The sequence below is a fragment of the Ferrovum myxofaciens genome (assembly GCF_000735045.1).
GTDB lineage: Bacteria > Pseudomonadota > Gammaproteobacteria > Burkholderiales > Ferrovaceae > Ferrovum > Ferrovum myxofaciens.
This window is the reverse complement of sequence record NZ_JPOQ01000031.1, coordinates 89,797-106,284: the sequence shown is the minus strand read 5'-3', so window position 1 is coordinate 106,284 and position 16,488 is coordinate 89,797. Positions and strand designations below refer to the sequence as shown.

Annotated in this window: 10 protein-coding genes; 6 read left to right on the top strand and 4 right to left on the bottom strand. The window is 53.4% G+C overall.

Translation table 11 applies throughout. The features are described 5' to 3' along the window. Positions 1–419: 419 nt before the first annotated feature. Complete coding sequence (locus tag IV91_RS0106035) at positions 420–1,709, bottom strand: type II toxin-antitoxin system HipA family toxin (RefSeq protein ID WP_031596829.1); 1,290 nt, start codon at positions 1,707–1,709, stop codon at positions 420–422. Next, positions 1,706–2,029, bottom strand: a complete 324-nt coding sequence (locus IV91_RS0106030) for a helix-turn-helix domain-containing protein (protein ID WP_031596828.1) — start codon at positions 2,027–2,029, stop codon at positions 1,706–1,708. The genes IV91_RS0106035 and IV91_RS0106030 overlap by 4 nt, the downstream gene beginning before the upstream one ends. Before the next feature lie 349 nt (positions 2,030–2,378). On the opposite strand from IV91_RS0106030, the gene IV91_RS0106025 reads away from it, so the two are divergent. The 4 genes from IV91_RS0106025 (at position 2,379) to IV91_RS0106010 (ending at position 8,375) form a co-directional block, all read left to right on the top strand. Next, complete coding sequence (locus tag IV91_RS0106025; protein WP_031596827.1) at positions 2,379–3,644, top strand: metallophosphoesterase family protein; 1,266 nt, start codon at positions 2,379–2,381, stop codon at positions 3,642–3,644. After that, positions 3,641–7,186: a YhaN family protein gene (locus IV91_RS0106020; RefSeq protein ID WP_031596826.1), complete on the top strand. Its 3,546-nt coding sequence runs from the start codon at positions 3,641–3,643 to the stop codon at positions 7,184–7,186. Before IV91_RS0106025 ends, IV91_RS0106020 begins: the two co-directional genes overlap by 4 nt. Further along, positions 7,183–7,335, top strand: coding sequence for a hypothetical protein (locus tag IV91_RS18365; RefSeq protein WP_160171530.1), 153 nt, complete (start codon positions 7,183–7,185; stop codon positions 7,333–7,335). The genes IV91_RS0106020 and IV91_RS18365 overlap by 4 nt, the downstream gene beginning before the upstream one ends. A gap of 80 nt (positions 7,336–7,415) precedes the next feature. Beyond that, a complete protein-coding gene (locus IV91_RS0106010; protein ID WP_031596825.1) occupies positions 7,416–8,375 on the top strand; it encodes an MBL fold metallo-hydrolase in 960 nt (319 codons plus the stop codon). Between the two features lie 189 nt (positions 8,376–8,564). Here IV91_RS0106010 and IV91_RS0106005 read toward each other — a convergent pair whose 3' ends face one another. Beyond that, positions 8,565–9,746 (bottom strand): ATP-binding protein, encoded by a 1,182-nt coding sequence (locus IV91_RS0106005; RefSeq protein WP_035417259.1) that lies wholly within the window; start codon positions 9,744–9,746, stop codon positions 8,565–8,567. 308 nt (positions 9,747–10,054) lie between these two features. Here IV91_RS0106005 and pgm point away from each other — a divergent pair, with 308 nt between their 5' ends. After that, on the top strand, positions 10,055–11,707 hold the full coding sequence (pgm, locus tag IV91_RS0106000; RefSeq protein WP_031596823.1) for a phosphoglucomutase (alpha-D-glucose-1,6-bisphosphate-dependent): 1,653 nt from the start codon (positions 10,055–10,057) through the stop codon (positions 11,705–11,707). 45 nt (positions 11,708–11,752) lie between these two features. After that, positions 11,753–12,664, top strand: a complete 912-nt coding sequence (locus tag IV91_RS0105995) for a 3'-5' exonuclease (protein WP_035417257.1) — start codon at positions 11,753–11,755, stop codon at positions 12,662–12,664. A gap of 58 nt (positions 12,665–12,722) precedes the next feature. Here IV91_RS0105995 and IV91_RS0105990 read toward each other — a convergent pair whose 3' ends face one another. After that, on the bottom strand, positions 12,723–16,367 hold the full coding sequence (locus tag IV91_RS0105990; protein WP_051862173.1) for a bifunctional diguanylate cyclase/phosphodiesterase: 3,645 nt from the start codon (positions 16,365–16,367) through the stop codon (positions 12,723–12,725). Positions 16,368–16,488 lie beyond the last annotated feature (121 nt).

Below are 16,488 nucleotides of genomic sequence, written 5' to 3'. Positions count from 1 at the left end.
GCCTTAAATTCTGCGTAGTTGCGTGGGTAGTCGACCCCGGCGCGGGGCGCGACGGATCGAACTTGCGGAGTTTTTGATTCCATTGCATAATTCTAACATCACAGCACTAAGCTGAATACCCCACTTAAAAATTGTCTTGTTTAGACGAAAATCGGCGTTGAATCACATGCCTTGCACGGAATTTCTATGAAAGGTTAAACTGTATCAATTTGATTTGTATGATTTAAAGTCGAATGACAAGATATTGTGAAGGATAATGTCGGTATACCGTTTTTGATTCCGAAGCCGAGGGTCACAGGTTCAATTCCTGTCGAGCGCGCCAAAGTCCAGTGAAGACAAACGGGGTCTGGAAGCCCCTCAATACCGAATTCCGTTTCAAGAACTGACTTCCATTGCCTGCGCAAATTCCGGATGGGTGTTCAAATTAGTTCAAAGTCGGCAGCTATGGCGTCTGTAGTTGAGGTGTTCAAACCCGCCTCAATGGCAAATTTCTGCCAGCTATCCAGGGCTGCACGCACATCATTCAGCAAATCTTGAGCACGACGGACACCAAATCGTTCGGCTTCAACCAGCAAATCTGCGCGGGTAATCCCGCTGAATTTACCGTTGACACTCATCAGATGTTGGTAAGTCCATTCTCCATGTGGGTTGTAGGCATGGGTTACGTCGTAGGCCGGGGCAAACTCCCATGATTCGCCTTGTTTTAATCGGAAAGCGAAATTTTTGGTGTGATCGTCACAGTTTTTGGCCATCACATTAAAGGCCATGCGGCGGAAAGCATGGGTAATGGCTTCATCACCAAGCTTCAGCCTAGCGATGACCATGAATAGCTGTGCATATGCATGGGTTGCGCGTTTCTTGTAGTCGAGGTGATCCATGGCGCAGAGTGTCTGCACATGATGTTTGATGGTGCTGCTTTCATTCGCTTCCCGGTCGAAGCGGCGCGTCATAAAGTGAGCGCGACCACCTTCTTCCAATAACCGGCAGGGTGACATTGTGATGCCGGCAGCTTTTGCCATTAGATAGTAGGCGTATTCAATCCGTCCGTAATCTGCGCTTCCACCCAGTTCCGAATCCTTGCCAACCCCATCAAATTTAAGTAGCCAGTGTTCGAAACCAGGAGCAGCATCAAACTGACCGCTGCGAATTTGGTTGGTTTTCGAATTCCAAGTGACGACCGCTTTTGCGCGTGCGCCACCAGCAGATGTGCCAACCCGAATAATATTGGCAAGTGCTGCCTGTGCTTCCACATCGCCTGATAGATCGCCATTAATGACCGTGCGAGCGGTTTCCACCAGGCTTTTCATCTCTAAGGGCTCAGCACTTTCACGGTGAGCGCCGCGTGCAGGTTTGAATTCCAGCGCCCCCATGCCACGCTTGCCCATATAGGCTAATCGGTCGAGCGTGGTGATGGCGCGTTTTTCAATACCCTTATTAGTCATCCATGCATCGATAAGTGCATTGCCGAAATCATCAGGCAGTGCGTCAGCGAGCAATCCTGGAAGTCTCTTGTAGCTTGGGTCAGCGAGATCAGGAAATGCGAAAGTGGATCGAGTGTCCGCTAACGGCATAGTGATTGGTGCCAATTCGATTCCGCGACCTCGCCAGCTGGGGTCGTAAGCAAATACGTAGCGACCCAGGCGCGGGTCTGGTGCCACCGCGCCAACACGCTTGCCCCAAATACGTACTTCGATGACAGGGGTGCTCATTGATTTTCTTTCGGAGGTTTAATGGTACGCCGTGCGCGTTGCGGAGCTTTTGGTTGGCGCAATAAATCGAGGGGATTGACGCTAATTTCAGGTGCAAGCATGTCAATTCCCTGAAGGTACTCGAGCGCCTTCAATACACGCAACAAGGTGGTGACCGTTGAGCCGCGACCAGACTCAAGGTTGCGCAGGGCTTTTTCAGAGATGCCAGCCTTTTCAGCCGCGGTACACTGATCCAAGTTACGATTAAGACGTAAACGACGTAACCGTTCCCCCAGTACGATTTGGAGTTCTTCTGGCGTATGGAATATTAGTTCGCTCATACGGTCATTATCTGCCAGTTAATTTGTCTTGATGCCGTTAAGCGGTCATTATATACCGAACTGCCTGTAATCATAATTTATTGATAAATTAATCGGCTCTTTTATGCCGATTAAAATGATTGTATAATTATAACCGGTAAGTATATGCTGGTTATGTGGTTACATGCAGCGTCAGCATCAGCAGTCGTTTCGGCGACTTGCTTAATGGTGAGGATTTCACCTTCGCGGGAGTTTTTCGACATAGATTCTACCAAGTATCATCAAATTAAAACAACATAGTGCAAAATTTTCAGGATGACAATACAATTGTCCGATGCCCTTAACTCTGCTGGGTTTTAATACCTGAAAGATGCGATTTTTACACGCCGCCGACCTTCATATTGACAGCCCCTTGCACGGCCTCGACCGGTATGAGGGCGCACCAGTCGATGATGTTCGCGGGGCCACCCGTCGGGCCTTCGAAAACTTGGTGGCCACCGCCCTCTCCGAGTGCGTCGACCTCGTGGTGATTGGCGGCGATCTCTACGACGGCAACTGGCCAGACCATAATACAGGGCTATTCTTCGTCAAGGGTGTGACACAACTTGCCGAGGAAGGCATCCCTGTCGCCATCGTGCGAGGCAATCATGACGCAGCGAGCAAGCTCACCAAGTCGCTACGTCTTCCGCGGAATGTGCATCTGCTGGCTGACATGAAACCTGAAACAGTTGTGCTGGATGAAATAGGTATCGCCGTGCATGGACAGAGTTTTGCCACGCCCGCCGTGCTGAATGATCTTGCTATTGCCTATCCGGCTCCCATTCATGACTGTTTCAATATTGGTTTGCTCCATACCTCGCTCAATGGTCGCCCCCGACACGATAATTATGCCCCGACTACGCTGGATGTGCTGCGAGGTAAAGGTTATGATTACTGGGCTCTCGGCCACATCCATGCAGCGGAAATCGTTCTCCGGGAACCGTGGGTGGTCTATCCAGGCAATACTCAAGGTCGAGACATCCGCGAATCCGGTGCCAAGGGTTGCTCATTGGTGTCGGTCGAGAACGAGGTAGTGCTTGATCATCGTGCCATTGCATTGGATGTAATGCGATGGGACACACTCCTGCTCGACATCGCCGCGCTGCCCGATCTGGACTCCCTGCTTGATGCAACCACTGCGGAGATTCGTCGCAGGCTCACCCAGTCGGGCGGCCGGACGCTTGCGCTCCGAGTCCGAATCGCAGGGTGCGGGCCATTGCATCGCGTGCTGGCGGCGCAACCGGAGACGGTGGAACAGCAACTGCGCAGTGCGGCCATTGAAGCCTCAAACGCCCAGGTGTGGATCGAGAAAGTCGAATTGACGACACGCCCACAATTGGATCTCGACCGCATCGCCGAGCGCGATGATCCGTTGGGACTGCTTGTCCGCGAACTGCGTGGCTTGGCCGCTGATGATGTAGCGCGCAGCGTTGTGGGCGAGGAAGCATTCCGAGATCTGCTGCAAAAACTACCGGCGGAGCTTAGGGAAGGCGCAAACTCCCTTCGACTCGACGCACCTGATGTGTTGGCCGAACTCCTGGGGGAGGTCGAGGGAAAGTTGATCGCGCACCTGTCGGGTGAAGAGGCAGCCCCGTGAAGATCGAGCGCGTCTATCTCAAGGCCTACGGTACATTTTCCGACCGGATTCTCGATTTCGGAGATGGCGCGAATTTCCATGTGATCTACGGCCCAAACGAGGCTGGAAAGTCCACCACACTACGGGCCCTAACTGGCCTTTTGTTCGGCATCAACGAACGCACAGCCGACAAGTTTTTGCATCCGCAATTGCGCGTCGGTGCAACGATGCTCACCCAACAGGGAACACGACTGTCCGTCATGCGGCGCAATGCCCGCAAGCAGACACTGTTCGCGCTGGATGAAGCCACTGGGACGGAGCTGACCGATCAACCGGTGTCGGAAGAGTCTCTTTCTCGGCTGCTCGGGGGGTTAGACGAAGCGCTCTATCGCTCCCTATTTGGCCTGGATATGGAAGGCTTGACTCGGGGGAGCGAGGCACTGCTGGCAGGGAAAGGCGAAATCGGTCAAAGCCTGTTTGAGGCCGCTGCTGGCATGACCAGCCTGCAGCGGTTGCTCGGCCATCTGGAGAGTGAAGCTTCGAATCTTTTTCGGCCTCGTGCCAGTTCAAGTGTTATCCATATCGCAATCAAGGAACTTGAAGAAAAGCGTAAACTGGCGCGGGATACCACAGTTCGTACCAATGCCTGGGAACAAGCCGATCGCGCCATGCGGCAGGCCAAAGAGAAACACACCAAGGCACGCAACGATCTGGCGGCGCTGCGCGATGAACATCGGCGGTTGTCACGAATCAGTTCCAACCTGCCACTGGCCGCCGAAAGGGTGTCCAAGTTACAGGAACTCGATGTTCTTCAACACATTCCGTTGCTACCACCGGAAGCCGCAGAGCAGCGCATTGAGATTGAAGTGAAGTTGCGTGCAGCCGTTGAAACCCAGCGTGAGGCAAAGGCGGAAATAGACCGTCTGCATGCCAAGCGATCCGTTCTGGTGGTGCGCGAAGCGCTTCTGGCAAATGCCGCGACTATCGAGCGACTGCATCACGCCGCCAAGGACTGGCGGGGAGCAGTCGAGCGCATGCCACGCATCGACAGAGATATCGTCGCCGCCAAAACTGACATCACAAATCGATTGAGGGCCATCGCCTCCGATCTTGCACCGGATATCACCATTGACCAGGCGCGCAGGCTGATCCCGGCACCGACCCTGATAGCACGCATTCAGTCGCTTGCCGATGAGTACGCAACATTGCACGCCAAGAATGAACAATTGGCTGAACGATCCCGCATCATCACAGGCACACTGGAACAGTTGCGCGTTGATCTGACGGAACATCCTGAGCAGGTGACTCTGGATGATCTGGAAACGGCTCGAGAAGAAGCAGCTGTCCAAGGTGACCTGGCGGGACAGCAGGCCAAACTGGATCGCGAGATCGCTGCACTTGATGCTAACCTTACCCGCGACACCTCGGCCCTATGGAGCGGAAAACTCGCCGACCTGCTGGCCCTGCGCGTACCACTGACGACCACTCTCCGCGAATTCGAGGCCGAATACCGACGACTGGAGGAAGCTCAACGGACCCTCCAAGACAAAGATGCCAATTTGGATCGGGATATTGGTGACAGGGAACGTGAACTGCGTGGCCTAACGGCAGCTGGCGAAATCGCCACCCACGAGCAGGTGCAAGCGGCAAGGCTACATCGCGACGATGGCTGGCATCTGATTCGGGAAGGATACATTGAACGATCTGAAGACCCCGACCGACTGTCCGCTGACTTCTCTCCCGGCCTATCCTTGCCCACAGCTTACGAGGGTACCGTGCGGGAGGCAGACCGCTTGGCTGACCTGTTGCACGCGGATGCCGGGCGTGCCGCCAATTTTGAGACCACGCGTCAGCGTGTTGCGGAAATGCAGAATGCTCGTATCACACTGTCCCATCGGCGCGACGAACTCACCGAGGAACTGCACCAGTTAAATATCCGTTGGGTTGCTATCGCTACATCCTTAGAGCAACCGGATATCACGCCAATTGCAGCGCTCGAGTGGTGTCAGAAGCATGCGGCATGGGCCGAACGCTCTACCCAGTTGGGAATGCTGCGGCAGGCGAGACAAGAGATCACGGGTTCACTGGCGGCGACACGGGCCAATCTAAGTCAGGCATTGACCGGATGCGGGCTCGCTGGCGTGACCGAGCAGGAATCACTGGTTGCGGCGCTCACGCGTGCCAAGGTTGCAGTCGATACCGTGCGGCAAGCCGCCACCGCACGGACTACTCTCGTCGGGCAGATATCTCAACAAGAACGCGATCTGGCGGACACCACATCTCAGCAATCGCTGCTGACCGAGAAGGTGAATGCCTGGCAGAGCCAATGGAACGAAACGGTGGCTGCATTGCACCTCTCAGCTGGGGCGCTACCGGCAGAAGCGCGTGCCCGTATCGATGAACTCAATGAACTTGTCAATGCATTGGACTCACTTGATGCACTTACGCGGGAAGCCAATTTCGAACGTGACAAGTGCGCCACCTTCGAGGACGAGTTGTCCGCGCTCTCAAGCGCGGTCAGCGAATCGACTACCGACAAGGATGCCGATCATAGGGTGTCCCTACTCTATGGGGAGTTAGCCGCAGCCCGTGAAGTTGATCGCGAGAGCAAGCAGATCAATGCGAACATCGAACGTGAGACAACCCAACTGCAACAGGCTGAAATCGCCGAGTCATCGCAACACGAACGCTTGGTGGAATTGGTTCGTCGTGCCGGCGTGCAGTCGTCCGACGAGTTGCCTTCTGTGGAAGCGGACTCTGCGCGCAAGCAACTGCTTGCCGCCCGAATAGCAGAGATCGACGATCAATTGGTTCGCAGCGCCGCGCGACCAATTGCTGAGGTGCTGGCCGAAGTTGGCGGGCACGATATTTCGGACACAGATACCCAGATGACGGAGGTCGAGGTGGCAATCAAGGAGCATGAAGCGGGGGGAGAAACCGTCTATGCCCAATTGCTCGAAGCAAACCGGACGTTTGATGCGATCGATGGCAGCGATGCAGCAGCGTGCGCGCAGCAGGAGGCGGAAGAACTCATCGCCCGCATCACCCGTCATGCACACTCCTATGCACGAACGCGGCTGGCACAGGCTATCGTGTCCCGTGTGGTCCATTCGTACCGAGAAAAGCACCAGGGGCCGGTACTTCGGCGTGCAGGAGAAATATTCGCCAAAATTACGCTGGGAAGTTTCTGTAGTTTGGTCACCGACTACAACGACGATACGCAGGTTCTGCAAGGTCTTCGACCAGACGGGATACGAGTCGGTGTGACCGGTATGAGCCAAGGGGCTCGGGACCAACTCTTCTTGGCGCTACGCATCGCCGCAATCGAAGAGCATCTGAAACAGCGGGAAGCCATTCCGCTTGTGATCGACGACTTGCTGGTGCAATTCGACGACGCCCGTGCATCGGCCACCCTATCGGTGCTGGCTGACTTGGCCCAGCAGACCCAGGTGCTATTTTTCACGCACCACGGGCACCTCTGCGACATCGCCTCATCCGTACTCCAGGTCGGCATGTGGCGGCGGCACGACCTGGGAACAGCCAACGTGGGAAACTGGCGATGAACATCCAGTGGCTGATCAGCGGAAAGGACATCGCCCGAGTAAAAGGTGTTGGTCGAGGGGCAGTCCAACAACACTTTGGTGCGGCCACGGAGAGAAGCATTAACGACCACAACCTCGCCAGCATCATATTCCCCGCCAACAGCAACTGAAATAGCAATTTTCAGGATAATGGTAGATTATGTCCATTCTTTAATATCTGATGCATCCATTAAAACGAAAGGAAAATCACATGGCGTTCTATCATCGACTGAATTTCTGGATTGCGATTATCTTGACCTTGCCATTTATCTCTGTCGCCAATGCAAGTGCTCCACAAGTGAAGACCCAGGCTCCTGGTTATTACCGCATGATGCTGGGCAATTTTGAAATTACTGCACTCTCCGATGGTACTGTGAACTTGCCTGTAGGCAAGTTGCTCGGCAATACCACACCAGAAAAAGTAGAAAAGGCACTGTCACTCAATTTTCTCAAAGATCCACTAGAGACATCAGTCAATGGCTTTCTGGTTAATACGGGTACAAAACTCGTTCTTATCGACACGGGAGCGGGCAACTTATTCGGGCCGACGCTCGGCAACTTGGTTGCCAACCTGAAGGCATCTGGCTATCAACCCGAACAAGTTGACGAGATATACATAACGCACATGCATCCTGATCATGTTGGCGGACTCATGAGCAGGGAGCAACTTGCATTTCCTAACGCAATTGTGCGTGCAGATCAGCAGGAAGCCGATTTTTGGTTGAGTCAAAAGCATATGGACGCAGCACCACAAGAAGCGAAGCACTCGTTTCAAGGTGCAATGGCGTCTCTCAATCCCTACGTCTTGGCAGGTAAATTCAAACCGTTTGTTGGCGAAACGGAACTCATTCCGGGAATCAGAGCCGTGCCTAGCCACGGCCACACAGTAGGTCACACCACTTATGCAGTCGAGAGCAATGGCCAAAAACTGATACTTTGGGGAGATTTGATGCACGTAGCCTCAGTTCAGTTTGCCGAACCATCCGTGGTCATGAAGTTTGATACCGATTCAAAATCTGCGGCAATCGAGCGTAAAAAAACGTTTGCCGATGCAGCCAAACAGGGGTATTGGGTAGCCGGTGCACACCTTCCTTTTCCTGGGATCGGACATTTACGTGCAATGGATGGAGGCTATATTTGGGTGCCGGTGAATTATTCCTCATTGCATTGATTTCTTGCGGCTTTATCGCTTCCCTAAAACCTCCCAGAGCCATCGTCACTCGCATTATTTATAAAGACGCTGAACTCCAGAGTTCGACACTTTTTTCGTAACTTATTGTATTTGAACAAAGCGCATGTAACAATTGGAACTACAACACGATTTTTTAGGGTTTTGGTAGGGCAGGAGCGTCCGGTTTCTTCATAGGGCACTCACAATTTCAGCAAATCGATGAGTGGAATCAAGTGGATTAATTACGGTAATATCTTGTAGTGTAAAGGATTCTTCACCGTTGTACAGCACATATCCTTGGACTGGTGAACGGTCAAGTTGGCGTCGGAACTGAAGAATTCCCTTAATAAATTCAGGCGAAAATGTACTGGAAGATTTGATTTCAATCGGCACAAAACTGCCATTGTGGCGAATGACCAAGTCCACTTCAACTCCATGGGAATCTCGATAAAAAAAGAGTTCCGGATGTTGGCCCCCATGAACCATGGATTTCATCACTTCAGCGATCATGAAATTTTCATACAGAGATCCACGCAAAGGATCTCGTTCCAACTGAGAAACACTATGAATACCCAACAGATGACAGACCATCCCCACATCGGCAAAAAAGATTTTGGACGACTTGACCAACCGCCTGGAGACATTTTCATAGAACGGAATCAGTTCAAAAATCAGAAAACTTGACTTGAGAACTGAAATCCACTCTCGCAGAGTGGTTGCCGACACTCCCACATCGTTGGCCAAACTGCTCAAATTGAGAAGCTGCCCCACTCTCCCGGCCAGTAATGTCAAAAACTTCTGGAACAACGAAAGATTTCGCACTTGAATCAACGCGCGGACATCACGCTCCACATAAGTCTGGAGATAACCATTGTAAAACCGCCGTATATCCAGTGACTGAGCCACCACCCGAGGATACCCACCACGCAACATGCAGTCGAAGGAGGTGGCTGGAAAGGGAGGATGGGCACGCATTTCCTCCATGGTCAATGGCCACAGATTCAACACCGCAGTACGCCCCGCCAAAGATTGACTGATCGCTTCCTGCAAGCGGGGTTGATGACTTCCAGTCAGAACAAATCGCCCCGGTTGTCCTTGAAGATCCACCAAACCCTGAAGATAAGAAAGAAGCAACGGAAGGCGCTGCACTTCATCAAAAATAGCCCCTCCAGCGTACTGATTCAGAAAGGCCCTCGGATCAGTTTCCGCCCTCACACGAACATCCATATCTTCCAAGGAAACCCACGGTTTCTCTGGAAATATTTCGCGGACCAAAGTGGTCTTTCCTACCTGACGCGCACCCAACAGTGTTACCACTGGATATTCAGTAGCCGCCAAGGTCAATTCTTTAGCAAGGGTGCGGGGAATCATACGCGTAATCTAACAAGTTAATGAGCAGATAACAACTACAACCTCTGATTTACACAAATACCGTCATAAAAAATATCCTAAACCCGTGTTGCCACTCACCCATCAGAAGGCCGGGTTGAAGTTTTTACATATTCCTTCGTGCATGGTCATACAACCTCTTCTAAATTCCAAACTGGCTCTTCTCCCGGCAGAATGTCATACAAAATTTCCGATGGCTATGGTAGTGTTGAACCTTGGCATGAGTGCCTCGGTTTGGGGTTTTTCATGGGTAATTCCAAGGACAGAACAGAAATGATACCTTCACAATCATGAGTACCCTCGTTAGTCCATTGGCCGGGAAACCGGCACCGTTGTCGCTGCTGGTGGATGTCCCCAAGTTGCTGGCTGCGTATGCGGAGTTACGCCCCGATCCCACGGTACCTGCCCAGCGCGTCGCCTTTGGGACGTCTGGACATCGGGGCAGTTCCTTCGATCACAGTTTCAATGAATACCATGTGCTGGCGATCAGCCAGGCGATCTGCGAATACCGCAAGAGCAAGGGGATCGATGGTCCGCTGTACCTGGGAATCGACACCCATGCGTTGTCCCGACCAGCGTTTGAGACAGCGCTGGAAGTACTGGCTGCCAACGGGGTACAAACCATGATTTCCATGGGAAGCGAATTCACCCCGACGCCCGCCATCTCCCATGCCATTCTGGTACATAACCGGGGACGCAGTACCGGACTGGCGGATGGCATCGTCATCACGCCTTCGCACAATCCACCCAAGGACGGAGGTTTCAAGTACAACCCGCCCAATGGTGGCCCGGCAGACAAGGATGTCACCGGGTGGATCGAAGACCGGGCCAACGCGCTGCTGGAAAACAATCTGCAGGGCGTACAAAGAATTTCTCATGCGCAAGCTCTGCGCTCTGCCACGACCCATCGCCATGATTTTATCGGCAACTATGTGAAGGATCTTGGCCATGTAATCGATATGGAAGCGATTCGCGGAGCCAACATCGCCCTGGGGGTGGATCCGCTTGGTGGGGCTGGCGTCCATTATTGGCAAGCCATTGCCGAACGCTATGGCTTGAATCTTACGGTGGTGAACGATGGGGTTGATCCCACCTTCCGTTTCATGACGGTGGATTGGGATGGCCAGATTCGCATGGATCCCTCCTCGTCCTATGCAATGCAGAGTTTAATTGGACTCAAGGATCGTTTTGACGTGGCTTTTGCCTGCGATACCGACCATGACCGGCATGGGATCGTTACCAGAAGTGGGGGGTTGATGGCACCTAACCATTATCTGGCAGTGGCCATTTCCTACCTCTTTCAACACCGACCTCAGTGGCGCAAGGAAGCGGGCATTGGCAAGACGCTCGTCAGCAGCCAGATGATCGATCGCGTCGCAGCCAAACTGGGACGCAAGTTGTACGAGGTACCGGTGGGTTTCAAGTGGTTTGTGGAGGGATTGCTGGAGGGTTCCCTGGGCTTTGTGGGAGAAGAGAGTGCGGGCGCATCTTTTGCGCGACTGGACGGCACAACCTGGACCACCGACAAGGATGGGCTGGTTCCGGCTTTATTGTCGGCAGAAATCACCGCACGCATGGGGCGCAATCCTGGTGAAATTTATCGTGACCTGACGCGGGAGTTTGGCGACCCTGTATACGACCGGGTGGATGCGCCAGCCACGCCGGCACAAAAAAAGGTACTGGCACAACTTTCACCAAAGCAAATCCAGTCTGCAGATCTGGCTGGCGAAAAAATCCTGAGCATTCTCACTCAAGCTCCCGGTAATGGTGCTCCCATTGGGGGGTTGAAAGTGATTGCCGAGAGCGGGTGGTTTGCGGCCCGTCCTTCAGGAACCGAAAACATTTATAAAATCTATGCGGAGAGTTTTCATGGAGCGGATCACCTGCACCGTATCCTGACGGAAGCCCAGACCATTGTTGACACCGCCCTGGCGGTTACCTAAAGATAGCGTATATTTCCCGTAATATCATTGCAGTAATCACAAACCATGATCACCAACCCAGAAACCCTGCTCCAAACACTGTCTGACCATCCCGACTACCGGGTCCTGCGGCGCTTGAAAGCACGGACTCAACTCGCCGCCAACCCGTCCGGTCATGCCCTGCACCGTGGGGTGATCGTGGATACGGAAACCACGGGACTGGATGCCAGGAAAGACAAGATCATTGAAATTGGCATAATCGTCTTTGACTATGACCCGATAACAGGCCAACCCATTCGGGTGAGTAGTACTTATGGCGGCCTGGAAGACCCCGGCTTCCCTCTGGGTCCTGAAACCATCCGTTTGACCGGCATTACGGACGCTCTGGTTGCAGGTCAACGCTTCGATGAGACCGCCTTCACGACACTGTTGTCCGGCACTCAGTTGGTCATCGCACATAATGCTGCTTTTGATCGGCCTTTTCTGGAAAAGCGCCTCCCCGTTTTTTCAGATTTGCCTTGGGGCTGCTCAATGATGGACATCGACTGGGAAGCCGAAGGCATCAATTCCAAAAAACTGGATTACCTTGCGTTCCGGCAAGGCTTTTTTTTCGATGCGCACCGTGCTGAAGAAGATTGTCAGGCACTTCTGGAAATCCTTGCCCTACCTCTGCCTCTCTCCACACAACCCGGATTAAAGCCCATACTGGACCGCTTGCCACAAACAAGTTATACCGTTTCTGCGCTCAATTCTCCCTTTTCCACCAAGGATCTGCTCAAGGAACGTCAATACCGTTGGAATGGCGAACGCAAATGCTGGGCACGTACCCTGGAAAGTGAAACGACCTTGAAGAAAGAAATGGAATGGCTCAAGACCACCATCTACGGCGGGAAGGCCGCCTCGGTAGAAATTGAGGAACGGAATGCGCGTACGCGTTTTTCGTTCCGCGCGGGCAATACGCGCACCTGCGTTCTATGAAACGACCAAAGTGAACAACTCCCTTTTTCCATTCGGAAAAGGGATGGACAGCCTGATATCAAATATTTTTTTCTGACCGAACCTGCTCTACCAACCAATCCTTGAGGCGTTCACTGGCTTGTTGACGTATTTCTGCGAGATTCGTTTCATGAACCTGTGCATGCCACTGAGCCACGGCCTCCCCCTCCAATCCTTTCTGCCGAAGAAAGTGCGTCAGGGGACAGGACTCCAGCGCCATATGAATACCCACCTCTCTACGCTTGCCAACACGTTGCATGTAACGCCAATGGTGCGCCAGAGCGCCCAGATAGGTCCGCAAAGGATCTCCCGTGGGTACCGGCTTTTGAGACTGTCCGGCCCAGGATACCAGTTCTTCCTTCGGCATGGGAAACGCCAGGGCATAGCCCTGTGCATACTGTGCCCCCAACAGGGTCACCGCTTCCAGAACGCTTTCATTTTCCACTCCTTCGACGATCACCACCCGTTCGAGGTCATAACCAATCTGGATGATGGTTCGGATCAGGCTCAGGGTTTTAAGCGGCTCGCTGAAAATATCCCGCACCATGGCTTGATCCACCTTGATGACGTCAAAGGGCAAACTGGCCAGGCGTTTCAAACTGCTGAACCCTGACCCCAGGTCATCAATGGCCAACTTCACGCCCAACCGTTCCAATTGAGTAATGGCCTCATCCACCGTGCTCTGGTCAAAATCCTGGTTTTCCAACAGTTCCAGCGTCAGTTGAGCCGGCGCAATTTCATTTTTGCGCAACGCCTCTTCGACCCACTGGACACAGGACGGGTGCAACAAGGTACTGGGAGACAGGTTGAGGGACAAAGGAAAATCGAGTCCCTCCCCACGACATTCCCGGACCCACTCCAATCCCTGGGCAAGCCCCTGTCGAAACAATGCATCGAGATCGGAAGAACGCAACGCCGTCAGAAATTGCCCCGGCATGACCAGACTTCCATCCGGCATAGTCAAACGCGCCAGAGCTTCCACTTTGAAAAGGGCACCGGTTTTCAGTTCCACCACAGGCTGCATAAACAGACACAACCCTCCGGAATGCAAACGTTCGCGGTAAATCGCGGCTTGGTGCGAATCCATGACCGGGAATCGGTTGGCATGGTTCAATCGCACCAACTGCTCCCAACGATTCTGTAGCGAAGTAATGAACGTACGCATCCAGCCAGAAGAAAACTGATGGGGATAGGCACCCAGCACGATCAGGACAAACTCCATTTCCTGTAGCCCCCGAATCGGGATGGCCACCGCACTACGGATGCCCAGAGAACGAAAAGACGAGTGCCAGGTATGGGTACGCACATCCATCATGTAAGCATCGGTGCACTGGATTTGCCCCGAATGCCAGGCACGGGCGATCAATCCTTGTCCTGCTTCAGACCGTGTATCCAGAATGGGGCGCATACCCGGTAACTGCAGGATGGATTCCAATGCCTGGGACTTGCTCCCCGCGTTCAACTCTGTGGCAAATACCCCGTCAGCCTGAGGACGAAATACCTGTCCAACCAGAATGCCCGGCAATGAAGACAGCGTTTCCAATTCGGACTGGGCCACCTCCAGCCATTGAACCGAAAGGGAATCAAGCGGGCGAGAGTGATAGGTACCATAGAGATCTGCCGTTTGTTGCATGGCGTCCAGTTGACCTTCGACATCGATTTGCAACCGCGCATCGATCACGCGCAAGGCACGATAACGCTCCCGCGACACCAGCGACAAGGTATCCAGATAGCGGCGCAACAATCCGCGATACAAACTCATGGCCCGAGTCATCCAGGCACCCGTCACGCCAATCAGGGCATGCACCCGTCCCAACCGGGCTGCCTGGGACTTAATCTTCTCATAGGTTGTCGCAGGATCGATCAAGAAACTCAAATACGCTGATTGACTACGTTTCAGTTCCAGATATTCATCATCCACCAAGGCCTGCAGGATCTCGAGAGTGTTTTCATCCCGTTCCATGTCCTCATAAAACGAACGAGTAAATTCATCCGTGACCTGTTCCAGGTGGGGTTGCACCAGACTCAGCAGAAACTGCGCTTCACTGCCAAAGGGATCAAAAGGACCCTCGGGGGCAGGTTCTTCCATGGGCACCGAACCTAAAACCCACCATTGCACTCGTTCATGTTTGCGCAATTTGGCGTGGTACATGGCAGCATCGGCTTTACGCATCAATTCTTCCGGTGTCTCCGCATCCCCTGGGTAGAGCACCACCCCCATGGTCATGTCGATCATCACGCCACTTTCCGATCCTTCCAGATGAAAAGGCAATTCCACGGCCTGGTGGAGCCGGGCCAACGCGCTACCAAGTTCGTGCTGGACCTGGTTTTCATCCAGATCCTCGAAAACCACCACAAACTCGTCCCCCCCAAGGCGGGCAACATAATTTGATTCCCGAATCTTGTGGCACAGGCGTTGCGCCAGTTCCTGCAAAAGAATATCGCCCTGTTTATGGCCATAACGATCATTGACGGGTTTAAAATCGTCTAGATCAATCATGCCCAGAGCAACGACCCGTTTGTGCCGTTCGGCCCGAGCCATGGCTTTGGGCAGGTATTCTTCCAAAGCCAGACGATTGGGTAGCCCCGTCAAACTATCGGTGCGCGCCAGTTGGGAATCTTCCATTTGCAAGGCGTGGATACGCAACTTGAGATCGTGTTCTTCGAGGGTACGACTGAGCAAGGCGGCTACCCTCAGACAGAGCCCCAACGTGTCTTCGTCGAAGGTATCAGTACGGGGTGATGCCAACACCAAGACAGCCCAAAGTTCCTCACCCCTCCGGATGGGGGTGGCCAGCAAACTGAGCCAACGGTTTTTGGTAAAGAGCGCATGCCAATGATGCAGTGAAGCATCGCTCAGGGTATCGTTGGATAGAACAGTCTGCCCCGTTCGCCAAGCCCGCACGATGATCGGGGCATCTTCGGCTTGAGTCAATCGGGGGCGTGCCTCGATGATCTGGCGTGCCCCAACCCCGGACTTAGCCATCACCTCAAAATAGTCATCTGGTCCGGGTCGTCCGATCCAGGCAGCGCTAAAAATGGTGTCGTTCGTCAGGCTGGCGCAGAGACTCTGCTGCATTTCCTGATCACTTTGATATTGAATCAAGGCCTCGACGGAACCGAACAAAGCCCGATAGAGACGACGCTGATTTTCATCTTCCTGGCGCAGCAGAGGCAGAGAATGAATCAGCACCATGCCCGCCAATGCAGCGCAGGATTCCAGCAGGCCAATCTGATCCGCGCTGGGATCGCCTTCCACCAACCCCGTCAAGGCAAAGGTTCCAATCAGTCGTTTGCCTTTGCGCACCGGCCAGGACCAGCAGGATTTCAATTGCCAGGTTTCCGCCTGAACGCGCAGATCATCCCAGCGCGAATCACGGGGAATGTCACTGACCACCACCGGTTCCTGACGATAAATGACATTCCCGCAGGATCCTGCATGGGGTCCGGGAATGAGATCCGAAAATGCTTGAATCAGTTCGGGTGGCGCGTGGGGCGCCGCCAAAATCTGGAGGCGCCCGTTCTCATCCACGATCCCCATGGATGCAATCCGTTCGGGAAGCACCGATTCGGCGAAGACACAAATCTCCTCGGCCAGAGAAACCGCCTGCTCTCCCTGTGCCAAGGACTGCAAAATACGGGTTGAAAAATGCATCAGAGCAAGATGCAGACCTTCTTCCTTCATGTCAACCGCAGTACCACTTCATTGCATATTCTCCAAGTAACGCCCATTGTCCTATACCGAACCGCAAGGATCAAGTAATCCTTTGAGGAAATTCTCAACAAATTCCCTTGGAGAAGGCGCG

What these genes read in the sequence shown, in the direction of transcription:
- IV91_RS0106035 (WP_031596829.1), bottom strand. Translation starts at nt 1,709, where the DNA reads ATGAGCACCCCTGTCATCGAAGTACGTATTTGGGGCAAGCGTGTTGGC.
- IV91_RS0106030 (WP_031596828.1), bottom strand. Translation starts at nt 2,029, where the DNA reads ATGAGCGAACTAATATTCCATACGCCAGAAGAACTCCAAATCGTACTG.
- IV91_RS0106025 (WP_031596827.1), top strand. Translation starts at nt 2,379, where the DNA reads ATGCGATTTTTACACGCCGCCGACCTTCATATTGACAGCCCCTTGCAC.
- IV91_RS18365 (WP_160171530.1), top strand. Translation starts at nt 7,183, where the DNA reads ATGAACATCCAGTGGCTGATCAGCGGAAAGGACATCGCCCGAGTAAAA.
- IV91_RS0106010 (WP_031596825.1), top strand. Translation starts at nt 7,416, where the DNA reads ATGGCGTTCTATCATCGACTGAATTTCTGGATTGCGATTATCTTGACC.
- IV91_RS0106005 (WP_035417259.1), bottom strand. Translation starts at nt 9,746, where the DNA reads ATGATTCCCCGCACCCTTGCTAAAGAATTGACCTTGGCGGCTACTGAA.
- pgm (WP_031596823.1), top strand. Translation starts at nt 10,055, where the DNA reads ATGAGTACCCTCGTTAGTCCATTGGCCGGGAAACCGGCACCGTTGTCG.
- IV91_RS0105995 (WP_035417257.1), top strand. Translation starts at nt 11,753, where the DNA reads ATGATCACCAACCCAGAAACCCTGCTCCAAACACTGTCTGACCATCCC.
- IV91_RS0105990 (WP_051862173.1), bottom strand. Translation starts at nt 16,367, where the DNA reads ATGAAGGAAGAAGGTCTGCATCTTGCTCTGATGCATTTTTCAACCCGT.